The organism is Colwellia sp. SU-HH01217 (assembly GCF_057543495.1).
This window is the reverse complement of the sequence record NZ_BAAJLX010000012.1, coordinates 46426-58700: the sequence shown is the minus strand read 5'-3', so window position 1 is coordinate 58700 and position 12275 is coordinate 46426. Positions and strand designations below refer to the sequence as shown.

Annotated in this window: 14 protein-coding genes; 6 read left to right on the top strand and 8 right to left on the bottom strand. The window is 35.1% G+C overall.

Annotated elements, in window-relative coordinates; all coding sequences use genetic code 11:
- Positions 1–24: 24 nt before the first annotated feature.
- Together AC27G3_RS14000 and AC27G3_RS13995 are read right to left on the bottom strand one after the other, a co-directional pair.
- Complete coding sequence (locus tag AC27G3_RS14000; RefSeq protein ID WP_487122559.1) at positions 25–309, bottom strand: cytochrome C oxidase subunit IV family protein; 285 nt, start codon at positions 307–309, stop codon at positions 25–27.
- Between the two features lie 9 nt (positions 310–318).
- Positions 319–936 carry a cytochrome c oxidase subunit 3 family protein gene (locus AC27G3_RS13995; protein WP_487122557.1) on the bottom strand — a complete coding sequence of 206 codons (618 nt, stop codon included), beginning with the start codon at positions 934–936 and terminating at the stop codon, positions 319–321.
- Between the two features lie 254 nt (positions 937–1190).
- On the opposite strand from AC27G3_RS13995, the gene AC27G3_RS13990 reads away from it, so the two are divergent.
- Both AC27G3_RS13990 and AC27G3_RS13985 read left to right on the top strand, forming a co-directional pair.
- The gene (locus tag AC27G3_RS13990; protein WP_487122555.1) at positions 1191–1826 is read left to right on the top strand and encodes a hypothetical protein; all 636 of its coding nucleotides are present in this window, start codon (positions 1191–1193) and stop codon (positions 1824–1826) included.
- Between the two features lie 64 nt (positions 1827–1890).
- Positions 1891–3195, top strand: a complete 1305-nt coding sequence (locus AC27G3_RS13985) for an inosine/guanosine kinase (protein ID WP_487122553.1) — start codon at positions 1891–1893, stop codon at positions 3193–3195.
- A gap of 4 nt (positions 3196–3199) precedes the next feature.
- Here the strand turns inward: AC27G3_RS13985 and AC27G3_RS13980 are convergent, their stop codons facing one another.
- Together AC27G3_RS13980 and AC27G3_RS13975 are read right to left on the bottom strand one after the other, a co-directional pair.
- Positions 3200–3880 carry a substrate-binding periplasmic protein gene (locus tag AC27G3_RS13980; RefSeq protein ID WP_487122551.1) on the bottom strand — a complete coding sequence of 227 codons (681 nt, stop codon included), beginning with the start codon at positions 3878–3880 and terminating at the stop codon, positions 3200–3202.
- A gap of 279 nt (positions 3881–4159) precedes the next feature.
- Positions 4160–4750 (bottom strand): TFIIB-type zinc ribbon-containing protein, encoded by a 591-nt coding sequence (locus AC27G3_RS13975; RefSeq protein ID WP_487122549.1) that lies wholly within the window; start codon positions 4748–4750, stop codon positions 4160–4162.
- Between the two features lie 240 nt (positions 4751–4990).
- On the opposite strand from AC27G3_RS13975, the gene AC27G3_RS13970 reads away from it, so the two are divergent.
- The 3 genes from AC27G3_RS13970 to glnS all read left to right on the top strand — a co-directional run bounded on the left by AC27G3_RS13970 (position 4991) and on the right by glnS (position 9071).
- Positions 4991–6268, top strand: a complete 1278-nt coding sequence (locus AC27G3_RS13970; protein ID WP_487122547.1) for a lytic murein transglycosylase — start codon at positions 4991–4993, stop codon at positions 6266–6268.
- Positions 6269–6303: 35 nt separating this feature from the next.
- Positions 6304–7275 carry a 2-hydroxyacid dehydrogenase gene (locus AC27G3_RS13965; RefSeq protein WP_487122546.1) on the top strand — a complete coding sequence of 324 codons (972 nt, stop codon included), beginning with the start codon at positions 6304–6306 and terminating at the stop codon, positions 7273–7275.
- Positions 7276–7400: 125 nt separating this feature from the next.
- Positions 7401–9071, top strand: coding sequence for a glutamine--tRNA ligase (gene glnS, locus AC27G3_RS13960; RefSeq protein ID WP_487122544.1), 1671 nt, complete (start codon positions 7401–7403; stop codon positions 9069–9071).
- 82 nt (positions 9072–9153) lie between these two features.
- On the opposite strand, the gene fur is transcribed toward glnS, so the two are convergent.
- On the bottom strand, positions 9154–9600 hold the full coding sequence (gene fur / locus AC27G3_RS13955; RefSeq protein ID WP_487122542.1) for a ferric iron uptake transcriptional regulator: 447 nt from the start codon (positions 9598–9600) through the stop codon (positions 9154–9156).
- A gap of 215 nt (positions 9601–9815) precedes the next feature.
- Here fur and AC27G3_RS13950 point away from each other — a divergent pair, with 215 nt between their 5' ends.
- On the top strand, positions 9816–10295 hold the full coding sequence (locus AC27G3_RS13950; RefSeq protein ID WP_487122541.1) for a peroxiredoxin family protein: 480 nt from the start codon (positions 9816–9818) through the stop codon (positions 10293–10295).
- Between the two features lie 383 nt (positions 10296–10678).
- Here AC27G3_RS13950 and fldA read toward each other — a convergent pair whose 3' ends face one another.
- Genes fldA through AC27G3_RS13935 form a run of 3 tightly spaced genes read right to left on the bottom strand, consistent with a single transcriptional unit; the run spans position 10679 to position 11753 of the window.
- On the bottom strand, positions 10679–11203 hold the full coding sequence (gene fldA / locus AC27G3_RS13945) for a flavodoxin FldA (protein WP_487122539.1): 525 nt from the start codon (positions 11201–11203) through the stop codon (positions 10679–10681).
- Positions 11204–11236: 33 nt separating this feature from the next.
- The gene (gene ybfE, locus AC27G3_RS13940; protein WP_487122537.1) at positions 11237–11512 is read right to left on the bottom strand and encodes a LexA regulated protein; all 276 of its coding nucleotides are present in this window, start codon (positions 11510–11512) and stop codon (positions 11237–11239) included.
- Positions 11513–11531: 19 nt separating this feature from the next.
- A complete protein-coding gene (locus AC27G3_RS13935) occupies positions 11532–11753 on the bottom strand; it encodes a DUF2788 domain-containing protein (protein ID WP_487122535.1) in 222 nt (73 codons plus the stop codon).
- Positions 11754–12275 lie beyond the last annotated feature (522 nt).

Below are 12275 nucleotides of genomic sequence, written 5' to 3'. Positions count from 1 at the left end.
GATAAAGCTAAAATCAACATATGTTTATAAAAAGATCGTGATAATAATTAACATCGGAAAAACAATAAAGTAGCCTCGCATTAACCATCTTAATATTTTATTACCGTGTTTTAACTCCATAAAATGATCAATGATCATCATGCCTTTAAACATGGTTGTTAGCGCAATTATCATACTCACTATAAATGTGGAACTGATATTCTCACCTAAGCTAGCATTAAATAGCGTGATAGCAATCAACATTAGCCAAAGTGCCTCTAGCTTGTTTATTTTATTCAGCTTGCTTAGCTTAACTAATTTACTTTTCATCATTCACTCTTATCGCAACACATACAATAATGGAAAAATAAGGATCCACATCAAATCAATCATATGCCAATAAACGGCAAGCGCTTCTAATCCTGAGTGTTCTTCAGCATTATATGCACTATTTCTTAACCGAAATATCACCCATAAAATAGCACAAGCCGCCCAACCAACATGTAAGAAGTGGTTGAAAGTCATATAATAATAAACAGTAAAAAACTGACTGGTATTGGTATGAATACTATGGTCGCTATTCCAGTAAAATTCCCATGTTTTCAAGCATAAATAAGTACACGCACACATAAAAGTTAACCATAAAAATCGCTCGCACATTTTTAGCTGATTAACTTTAATGTAGTTCACCGCTTTTGCCATAAAATAACTGCTCGTTAATAAAACAAGTGTGTTTGTAACGCCAATAAATGTATTGAGTTGTTTTGGCCCTTCAGCGAATACTTCTGGGTGATAAATTTTTGCGACAAAATAAGCAACAAAGAATATGCCAAACTCTGTGAGCTCGGAGAGTATTCCAACCCAAATAGGGATATTGCCCGGAATTCTACCCGCACGACTTTCACCCCAACTGACAGGGAAAATACCCAGTGTATTATTGTTAGCATTATTCGGCATAATTGCTCATTTTATTGCCTTAACAATTTAAATTGTTTTAAGCCAAGGAAAGTATATAGCATTAATAAATGACAAGATCATATCACTGGCTTTTTAAGGTTACATTGTTGTACATCAATATTAGCTATACTTAAAAAGGTAAACTAAAACATAAATCAAACGAGGTGATAATACACGTGTCTGACAAAGCGAAAAAAAATACTAAAATTAACACTAAGATTATGTGTTACGGTTTGCTGTTTTTATTTACCTTAATGATTTTTTTTATTGCGGAGGTTATCAGAGCAACTTTAATAACTTATGAGTTAAGTTCAATATTTGTATCTTTTTGTGCTGGGTTTATTTTATTTATTCCATTAATTACTCTAGTACTTCATCCGCTTGCTTTTAATCAAAACGAGACTAAAACTCTGTTTCACTTTTCTGCTTTTGTCGCCAATTTAGGCTTGGTGGTAGTAGTGCAAGTTGTTTGTTTTCTAATTTGGATGACGGATGCGATTGCAGTTTATAGTATATATGTTGATCAAAGTTCATTTTTAGCCAAAGCCTTTAATATTAATACACATGATAAAGCTGATTTTAGTCGCCACTTCTACTGGACTAATCTATTACTTGCATGGTTTTTTGCTTGTTTAACATTAGTGATAGGTATTTTGCCTTGCATCATATCGAGAATTAAAAATATTGGTGTTGTTAGTAACTTTGTTATTGCCTTTTCTTTCGCTAAGGTGAATAAAAAGAGGATAATCCTTTATGGGTTATTAATTGCAATAAGTATTGTGTTGCCGCTGCTTTATAGTAAGTATCTATTTCTAATAGTATTTCCAGCGATATTAAGCTTACTATTTTTCCAAATAGTAAAAGAATACTTACTCTTTAATAGTCATTAAGGGGGAAGATAATATATAATCCTTCGCTACATATTTGCCAGCAATATAAAAGACTCTTTGTGTTATGAAGTTCCCCGGCCGTCGTCAACATAAACATTATTTTCCTGTGGAAAATAAAAATCCTCTCACTGATAAAATTGTCGATAATGCGCCATTAGCGCAATGTTATATTGTTGGCATTGACCAAGTGTTAGTGGATATAGAAGCCAAAATTGATGATGAGTTTTTAGCTGAATTTGATTTAAAGCGAGGCATGTCTCAAGTAATAACCGATGAAGTCACTCATAGGCTATATCAACGTTTAAAAGACGAAAACTTAGTTGACTACGAGTTTGCTGGAGGCACCATTGGTAATACCATGCACAATTATTCGGTACTCGCTGACGATCGTTCAGTATTACTTGGCGTAATGTCTGAAAACATGAAAATAGGTGGATATGCATATCGTTTTGTTAGCAATACCTCTTCGCGGGTCGATTTAAATTACTTACAACCTGTCGATGGACCTATTGGTCGATGTTTTACCCTTATTGACGATACTGGTGAGCGAACGTTTGCAATAAATGCTGGTTTAATTAATAAGCTAGCACCTGAGTCTGTTGATGAAACATTAATTAATAACGCTTCTGCTTTAGTGATTAGTTCGTATTTAATGCGTACCGAAGCTGACGACACAATGACACAAGCAACAATAAAAGCAGTAAAGTGTGCAAATGCTGCAGGAGTTCCTGTTGTTTTAACCTTAGGTACCAAGTTTCTTATTGAGAAAGAACCCGATTTTTGGCGAGATTTTGTCAAAGATCATGTTGATATATTAGCGATGAATGAAGAAGAAGCTCTTGCTATTACAGGTATTGAAGATCCGCTTAAGGCTGCTGATAAATGTTTAGATTGGGTTGATTTAGTTATTTGTACTGCTGGCTGCCAGGGCTTATTTCTTGCAGGTTATGTAGATGATAAATTTAAACGAGAAACTGAATATCCGTTATTACCGGGAGCTATCAACTGTTTTAATCAATACGAATACTCACGACCTATGCGTTTGAAAGATTGTGTTGAACCTGTAAAAATTTATACCCACACTGCACCTTACATGGGCGGTCCTGACAAAATTAAAAATACTAATGGTGCTGGCGATGGCGCACTTGCTGCGGTATTGCATGATTTAAGTGCGAATGTCTATCATCAACGTAATGTTGAAAGCTCGAGTAAACACTTACAGCCAGCATTAACTTATTCGTCACTTTCACAAATTAGTAAGTATGCCAATCGAGTAAGTTATGAGGTATTAGTACAACACTCGCCTCGTCTATCTAAAGGTTTGCCAGAGCGCGAAGACTCTCTTGAACAAGCTTATTGGGCGATGTAAGCAATTATTTTAAATGATGAACAGGTATTTGCCACTTTTGTTGAAGTTGCAATAATTGACCCGATTTTTTGAGTTGCATAAAGGCTTGTTGATATCTTGCTACTAATGTTTTATCGCTATTAAGGTTAAAGGCAATACTCAGCGTAGTTTCAAGATCATCAACAAAATTTAACTTAGCTAATTTGGTAAAATCTAATTTAAGCTTTTTAGTGTTTTCTTTTAACGTTAACTCTGTTTCGATAATAAGATCGGTTCTATCGATGTAGAGCATTCTAGTGCGCTGTGTTTCACTGGTTACGAGATAAATACTATTAAAGTTATGAGCTATTAAGAATTCATTTTCATTAGAATGTCGAGAAGTAGCCACCCTGAAGGGTTTTAACTGCTCAAGCGATAAACCTTTTAATTGTAGGTTAGTCGCCAATGCCCAGAAATAATATTGCTCATGTAATAAATCGCCCACCCATTGAAATTTATCTAATCGGCTATCGGTTTTGGCTATAGAAAAAATAAGTGTGTTTCTTTGATTTTTAGCGGTGGTATATGCTCTTGCCCATGGTAAAACTTGTATTGAAGGAGTGTCTCCAGTTATTTTAAATAACGCTTCTATCACTTCTACAGAGAAACCTCCTAAAGAACCATCGTTATTTTTTATTTGGTAGGGAGCTAAATATTCAGTGACCACTGTTATTTCTTTACTTGTGCTAGAGAACGTTGTGAACAGGTTTAAGAGCACAAAAAGAAACCATAGGATCGAATTTAGTTTGTTCATTGTTTTCATTAAATTTTCACTAGCAAATTAATTGATAAATGTGCACCACTCGATCGAAGTGTAAACAAATACGTTAACCACATATTTAAGTTAAGAGAATAAATTCGCTCGAGCACAATAAACTACAGTAACTTTTTGTCATTTTAAAAGAAATACCTATTGGTATTTACTGAACAAAAATCACGATAAAAATTAAAACCCTCTAAAAAATATGCGCTTTATACTGAATTTATTGAGCATTTTTTCCATTAACTCAACATCGGATAAACGATCATCAAGTGCTTGAATTTGTTGAGATTGAGACTCGAGTTGTCTATCTTGAGACTGATCTAGGCCGCCACTGGCAATAAAGCTACGTATTTGTTTTAGCTCACCTTTATCCAGCCAAATGCCGCACCCAATACAAAGATCAATAATAACACCGGAAATATTTTTAAAATTTTGACGAGTCATTAGTTTATTGCAACAGGCACAAGGTAAATAGCTTTCTGCTTTGGGTGTCGGTTTTTTAATGAAATTAGGATCAGACGAGTCGTCGCGATAAACATCAAACTCACTGGTTAATACCTTAAATTTTTCAGGCTCTAACCACAAGCCTTCACAACGGGTGCATCTATCTAGTTGATAATGATTAAACTGGAATACCACGAGAGAGTCTTTACAGCGAGGGCAATGACGTTTGTTATTTTCAATTTCTTGTTTCATCCCTGCGCCACACATCGGACAAATTCGACTTACGCCATTCACGGTGTGTTGACAATGTATGCAATGAGAAACGGACATAATATTTTTATTAAATAATTTTAAAAGTTCAAGATACTATTTATTGTAATTGAGCCAACGTATAAAGTAATGGTTTTTCTATTTATTTAGGAGGTAGGTTATTCTTGAATAAAGACCTTCTATCATCACTAGTTGTCAATAAATTGTAACTAGCAATTGTTATTGTTCACGTTTTTAGCGATGATGATTTTTCATTAAATATTTTTAGCTTTCTAACTTTTCAAAAGGAAACACGCAGCAATGTTTATAGCTCGTCGATTAAAAATGCGTTTGAATTTCACTTCTATATTTCCACAATTAACTAAAGTCTCTTTATTATCACTTGTCTCTCTAACATCAGTATCTGCACATAGCGCTATTGCCAATGAAGACTTTTCGGTATGTAAAGCACAATTAAAGCAAAGAGCAATAGCTGAAGGTTTTACATCCGTTATTACTGCCGATGTGATTGATAATTTATCAGAAATTAAACGTGTGGTGGTCTTAGACAAGCGACAACCAGAATTCACTCAAACATTTGAACAATATGTCAATAAACGTGTCACCGATTATCATGTAAGAAATGGCCGTCAAAAATTACAACAACATAAAGTGTTGTTTGATCGTTTGGAAAAAAAATATAGTATTCCCAGACAGTATTTGGTGTCATTTTGGGGGTTAGAAACCGTTTATGGTAAACATAAAGGCAAAATGTCAGTATTAAATTCACTAGCAACATTAGCGTGCGATCAACGCCGCAGTGAATTTTTCACCCAAGAGTTAATAAATTTATTTACTCTCATCGACAGCGAAAAAGTTAATGTTGAACAATTACAAGGTTCTTGGGCTGGTGCAATGGGGCATATGCAATTTATGCCTTCCGCTTTTTTAAAGTATGCCATAGATGGAGATGGCGACGGTAAAGTTGATATTTGGCAAAGTGAAAGTGATGCACTAACTTCAGCTGCTAATTATCTCACTCAAATTGGTTGGCAAACTAAAGAACGTTGGGGAAGGGAAGTGATTTTGCCTGATAATTTTGATTTTTCGAAAGTCGAGTTTGATCAATATTATCCGCTTGCTGACTTTCAACGTTTGGGCGTTAAAAAAACGAATAAACAAGGTTTACCTGATTACGACATTAACGCAGAATTGTATCTACCAGCAGGCCATCAAGGACCCGCCTTTTTATTATATCCAAACTTTAACGTCATCATGAAGTGGAATTTATCAAAAAGTTATGCGCTGTCTGTCGGTGTATTAGCCAATAAATTAATGGGTGCTGAAGGTATTCAAGCGTTTAAAAATAATGAGCAGGAAAAAGCGGAAAGTGCTTATAGCGTTAGCCAAATGAAATCACTGCAAGAAAGCCTTAACGTGTTAGGGTTTGACACAGGTAAGCCCGATGGAATTTGGGGACCTAAAAGTAGAAAAGCGATCCGATTATTTCAATTAGAGTACGATTTAATTGCTGATGGTTTTCCTAATCAAGAAGTTTTTAAAACGTTAGCGTCTATTAATAAAAAAGTATTGAGCTAGGCTCAAACCTAATTAGATAAAATGAGTTAATTGAAATGAATAACCGGATCATTGCTTTTATTTCTCAGCTTGCCTTAACAGAGCAAGAAAACTGGGTTCGTCAATTGTCAGAGTTACTTCCTGATGAGAATATTGTTTTAGCTAATGTGTTAACACAAGAACAAAAGCAGCAATGCGAGATAGCTATTGTTGCCAACCCCGATCCAAGTGTGGTCAAACAGTTTACTCATTTAAAATGGTGTCAAAGCCTTTGGGCTGGAGTAGACAGTTTACTTGCGGCATTTAAACATTCCCAGCAAGAGCTCGATGACAACATAAATTTTAAACTCTCTCGGTTGATTGATCCTCAACTTGCTCAAACCATGAGTGAAGCGGTATTAACTTGGGTGCTCTATTTTCATCGAGATATGCACTTGTATCAACAGCAGCAAAATAATGCGGTTTGGCATCAAATTGATTATAAATTGGCGAGCGAGCGTACAGTTGGCATTTTAGGTTTAGGGGAATTAGGGCAGTCTAGTGCACTTCGCCTTATTGATAATGGTTTTAATGTTATCGGTTGGAGCCGAAATGAGAAGCATATTAATGGTGTTCATTGTATCAGTGGCGAACAAGGGTTAGCTGAGTTGGCTGTAAAAAGCGATATTGTCGTTTGTTTATTACCTCTAACGCCGAGTACACGTTCTTTAATTAACGAAAACTTTTTACAACAGCTTGCAAAGGATACCTGCTTAATTAACTTCGCTCGCGGTGGCGTTATCAATACACCAGATTTACTCAATGCCCTTAATAATAAAATGCTCGCACATGCAGTATTGGATGTATTTGATCAAGAACCCTTATCAAGTAATAGCCCTTTATGGCAGCATAATAATATAACGATACTTCCGCATATTTCTGCACCTACTCATATAAAATCAGCCAGTGCAATAGTGGCAGATTCAATTAAAAAATACCGTAAAACGGGGCAGCTACCTATTTGTGTTAATTTAAATCAAGGCTATTAATTTAAAAGTAGATTAGCCAAGTAAGATAAAATTGAATATTGCCCTAAAAAGCCGCTATTCTCGTGTTATAACACTTGCTATAATGTGCACAATTATCAAGTTCGTTAAACATTTAAGGTTACCCAATGTCGGATACAGAAAACCGTCCTACCAATTTTATACGCCAAATTATTGATGCAGACTTAGCCAGTGGAAAACACAATAGCGTACAAACACGCTTTCCGCCTGAGCCAAATGGTTATTTGCACATTGGTCATGCTAAATCTATATGTTTAAACTTTGGTCTTGCACAAGATTATAAAGGGTTATGTAACCTTCGTTTTGATGATACTAATCCAGAAAAAGAAGACATCGATTATGTTAACGCTATCCAAAAAGATGTTAAATGGTTAGGTTTTGATTGGGCAGGGGAGATTCATTACTCGTCTGACTATTTTGATCAGTTACATGGCTTTGCTGTAGAGCTGATTGAAAAAGGGTTAGCGTACGTTTGTTTTTTAAACGGTGAAGAAACTCGTGAATACCGAGGAACGTTAAATAAGCCAGGTAAAAATAGCCCTTACCGTGATACGTCTGTGGCAGAAAACCTTGATCATTTTACAAAAATGAAAAATGGTGAATACCCAGAAGGCAAATGTTCATTACGTGCAAAAATTGATATGTCATCGAGTTTTATGTGTATGCGCGATCCGATTATTTATCGTATTAAATTTGCTGATCATCATCAAACAGGAGATAAATGGTGCATTTACCCAATGTACGATTTTACTCATTGTTTATCTGATGCTATTGAAGGGATTACCCATTCAATTTGTACATTAGAGTTTCAAGATAACCGTCGATTATATGATTGGGTTATTAACAATGTATCAGTTGAAACAACGCCGCATCAATATGAGTTTTCTCGTTTAAATCTTGAATATACATTAATGAGTAAGCGCAAGTTACTGAACTTAGTTGAAGAAAATTTAGTGACCGGTTGGGATGATCCTAGAATGCCGACTATCTCAGCTTTTAGGCGTCGTGGATATACCCCTGCATCTTTGCGTGAATTTTCTAAACGTATTGGCGTTACCAAAATGGAAAATACTATCGAAATGGGTGTTTTAGAAGCGTGTATTCGTGAAGATTTAAATGATAACGCCCCTAGAGCAATGGCTGTTCTTGATCCAATTAAATTAGTGATTGAAAACTATCCTGAAGGGCAAACTGAGCAATTGACAGTAAAAAATCATCCAAGTGATGAGGAACAAGGTTCGCGAACTGTGCCATTTAGCCGCGAACTGTATATTGAAGCTGAAGATTTTCGAGAAGAAGCCAATAAGAAATACAAACGTCTTGTTTTAGACAAAGCGGTTCGTTTACGTGGCGCTTATGTTATTACTGCTACTCGTTGTGATAAAGACGATAACGGTAAGGTTGTTACTGTTTATTGTGATTATAACAGCGATACTTTAGGTAAGAATCCAACTGATGGTACTAAACCTAAAGGTGTTATTCATTGGGTGAGTGCGGCTGAATCACTTGATGCAGAAGTACGTTTATATGATCGTTTATTTACTGTGGCAAACCCTGCAGCAGCGGAAGACTTTCATTCAGTAATAAACCCTGAATCACTTGTTGTTATTAATTCAGCAAAAGTTGAACCGAGTCTTGCACAAGCAGAGCCAGAAGCTGCATTTCAATTTGAACGCCAAGGTTACTTTTGTTTAGATAATAAAGATAAAGTAGCAGGAAAGTTAATATTTAACCGTACTGTTGGTTTACGTGATACTTGGGAAAAAACAGCGAAATAACAATCTTAATAACGTTTTATTGAGCAACAAAAAAGGAGCCTAGGCTCCTTTTTCTATGTGTTGTTATTGGTAATTGTTGTGCTTAATTTAAATGAGCTTTACGGTAAGTTTCACAGGCATCAAAATCTTCACATTCACCGTATAAATATAAACTATGGTTAGTTAGGGTGATTTTATGTTTTTTGGCGATATCTTCTTGGCGCTTTTCAATAACGTCGTCTTCAAACTCAACGACTTTACCACATTTTAAACAAACTAAATGATCATGATGCTTTTTGTGGGCTAATTCAAAAACTGATTTACCCCCTTCAAAATGATGACGAGTCACAATACCTGCATCATCGAATTGGTTTAATACACGATATACAGTAGCTAAGCCAATTTCTTCATTTTGCTCTAACAATATTTTATACACATCTTCCGCGCTGATATGTTGATTCGCAGGATCTTGAAGAATAATTAGGATCTTTATCCGTGGTAAGGTGATTTTCAATCCAGCTCTTTTTAATTCTTCATTTTGTGCTGACATACAAATAATTCTCCTGTTGTTTTTAATATCAAAATTATAGGGGGTTATTGGTTCAGATAACAGCATTGTTTTAATTAATTAATACCTTTAACGGCTTAACGAGGATAAATAAAGGTGTGATGTAAGCTAAAGTTGAAAAGGTGCAATTATAAGATGAAATTTTAATCAAACTCTTCGGGTCAAATTAACTATCATTAATTAACATTAAGCTTGTCATGTCATATTTTATAAAATTATTAACCTTAGTTGTATTAATGCTAACCTCTACAGGGCAAGTTTTTGCTAAGCAAGCACCTGATTTTGCTCTTTCTACAGTATCAGGGCAAGTTATCTCGTTAGATGATTATCAAGGAAAGCCCTTGATTATTCACTTCTGGGCGACTTGGTGCCCTTATTGTAAAAAATTACAACCTGGTTTAGATAAACTTTATTTACAATATAAAAAGCAAGGGTTGGAAATGCTTGCCATTAGTTTTCAAGAAGACGAAGGAGCATCACCGCAAGCCTCGTTGTTAGAAAGAGGAATGCATTTTACTACGGTGATTGATGGCGATAAGGTTGCAACGCAGTATCAAGTAAAAGGAACACCTACGACTTTTTTTATTGATAAGTCAGGCGAAATTCGTTGGGTATCGAATAATTCTGATCCAAACAACCCTAAGCTTGAGCAAGCTATATTAGCTATTTTACAATAGTGCTGACTAATGAGTATAAATTTTTAGATATGAATAACGCTGCTAAAGGGGCTGTCATTACAATAATTTGATATGGTGTTTTCGCATAAAAAGGCGATAACGCAGTAAAAGTATTCAACAAATGTTGTCCGAAAGACTTAGATAGAAACGTTTACTCATTGTGCCTATATGAATTTAGGTACTTAGCGAGAGTTGGATTCGGAAGCTGTGAGTAATATTTTTTTAGAATGACTAGGTTGTACACTACTTGTCGCGTTTAAAGCGCTTTTATCTTGAACAAAATTCAACCGTGAAAGAGCAACAACTCCTAAATGAAAAAAGCCATATTGACGTGCAATATGGCTTTTTCGTGTTCGACGATGTATGTGAGTCTGTTTAGTGATTTAAGCAAACTCTGCTAAACACATTTCATCGTTAATTTGTTCAACCCATTGAGTAACACGTTCTTCTGTTAGTTCTGGTTGTCTGTCTTCATCGATACACAAACCGATAAAAGTATTATCATCAACTAAACCTTTAGAGGCTTCAAACTCATAACCTTCTGTTGGCCAGTTACCTACAATAATCGCGCCTTTCGATTCAGCAATATCGCGTAAAGGCCCCATAGCATCACAAAAGTATTCTGCATAATCTTCTTGGTCACCCAGACCAAATATAGCAACTAATTTATCCGTGAAGTCAATCTCTTCTAATTCAGGTAAAAAATCGTCCCAATCACATTGGTTCTCACCATAATACCAAGTAGGAATGCCTAAAATAAGCATATCAAACTCAGCGATTTCTTCTTTGGTGCTTTTTGCGATATCTTTTACTTCAATCAGTTTCTTACCCAGTTTTTTCTGGATCATTTTACTTACTGCTTCAGTATTACCGGTGTCACTTCCGAAAAATAAACCTACAATTGCCATGAAATTCTAACCTTATTACTTTAAATTTAAACTTTACTTCGCCGTTAACTGTGCCTTTAATAACGACTCTATTAATTCGCCACGGCTAACATTTTGCTCTTTGGCTAACGCTTCTAATTGCTGAAATAAACTGTGGTGAATTTTAAACTCAACCCGCTTTAACCCGTTATTTTTGTCACGTTTAACTTGGTTACGTTTATTTATTTTAATTTGTACATTCCGCGGATGAGGATTCGTTTTTGGACGCCCCGGCCGCTTTTCATCACTAAATAAATCAATAGTGGTTAAATCACTAATTTCTTTTGCCATGTTATCTACTCATTAACACCTATCCAATCCCCTGACTTTCCCAGAAAAATTGAATAACGCCTTTGGCAATAAAACCAAAACATCCTAGAAATAATACAAAATAAACAACATAACGTCCCATTTTAGGTACGTTATTGGTTTTCATTACATCATGGATAGATAACCCAATGAAAATAAAGATAAAAGCAAAAAATAAATTTAGGCCAACAGCCTCAATTAATTCAATATTTTCTGATAGCATTATAACACTACAATCTTTGCCTTAAAAAAACTGGCGGCACTATAACATAAGGAGAATAGCAAGCCCATATTTTTGATAGCAAAACTACCAACAAACATGAGGTGGATCAGCATTTATACAAGATTGTTGCTATAGCGATTAACTCTTAAAACTTACCTGCAGAATCATGATAACTTCATGAATAAAAAGTATTAAGCCAATTTCATTAATAGGTGTTCTACTTTAATACGCAGAAAAAGAACCAACTATTGCGTTATTTTAACCAGCATAAATAATCACATAGTTAATGAGACTTGTATTATACCGGTTATATTTTTTATTGATGGCAAGTTATACACATTATGATTTCAAGGTGTTAGGCTTTTATCTTTAATTTAAGTCGATAATTAAATTGTCAATTAAAGGCTTTGTTTAAGGTTTTCGTTAGGTTTTAGTTAAAACTTGTTAAACAGTTAACCTTTGTTGCAATAGTCATCTTTTATTTGTCACGAATATCAAAAAAACAAAGCACGAAAGCCCTAA

What these genes read in the sequence shown, in the direction of transcription:
- AC27G3_RS13995 (WP_487122557.1), bottom strand. Translation starts at nt 936, where the DNA reads ATGCCGAATAATGCTAACAATAATACACTGGGTATTTTCCCTGTCAGT.
- AC27G3_RS13975 (WP_487122549.1), bottom strand. Translation starts at nt 4,750, where the DNA reads ATGTCCGTTTCTCATTGCATACATTGTCAACACACCGTGAATGGCGTA.
- AC27G3_RS13935 (WP_487122535.1), bottom strand. Translation starts at nt 11,753, where the DNA reads ATGCTATCAGAAAATATTGAATTAATTGAGGCTGTTGGCCTAAATTTA.
- AC27G3_RS13970 (WP_487122547.1), top strand. Translation starts at nt 4,991, where the DNA reads ATGTTTATAGCTCGTCGATTAAAAATGCGTTTGAATTTCACTTCTATA.
- ybfE (WP_487122537.1), bottom strand. Translation starts at nt 11,512, where the DNA reads ATGGCAAAAGAAATTAGTGATTTAACCACTATTGATTTATTTAGTGAT.
- AC27G3_RS13950 (WP_487122541.1), top strand. Translation starts at nt 9,816, where the DNA reads ATGTCATATTTTATAAAATTATTAACCTTAGTTGTATTAATGCTAACC.
- AC27G3_RS14000 (WP_487122559.1), bottom strand. Translation starts at nt 309, where the DNA reads ATGAAAAGTAAATTAGTTAAGCTAAGCAAGCTGAATAAAATAAACAAG.
- AC27G3_RS13990 (WP_487122555.1), top strand. Translation starts at nt 1,191, where the DNA reads ATGATTTTTTTTATTGCGGAGGTTATCAGAGCAACTTTAATAACTTAT.
- fur (WP_487122542.1), bottom strand. Translation starts at nt 9,600, where the DNA reads ATGTCAGCACAAAATGAAGAATTAAAAAGAGCTGGATTGAAAATCACC.
- glnS (WP_487122544.1), top strand. Translation starts at nt 7,401, where the DNA reads ATGTCGGATACAGAAAACCGTCCTACCAATTTTATACGCCAAATTATT.
- AC27G3_RS13985 (WP_487122553.1), top strand. Translation starts at nt 1,891, where the DNA reads ATGAAGTTCCCCGGCCGTCGTCAACATAAACATTATTTTCCTGTGGAA.
- AC27G3_RS13965 (WP_487122546.1), top strand. Translation starts at nt 6,304, where the DNA reads ATGAATAACCGGATCATTGCTTTTATTTCTCAGCTTGCCTTAACAGAG.
- fldA (WP_487122539.1), bottom strand. Translation starts at nt 11,203, where the DNA reads ATGGCAATTGTAGGTTTATTTTTCGGAAGTGACACCGGTAATACTGAA.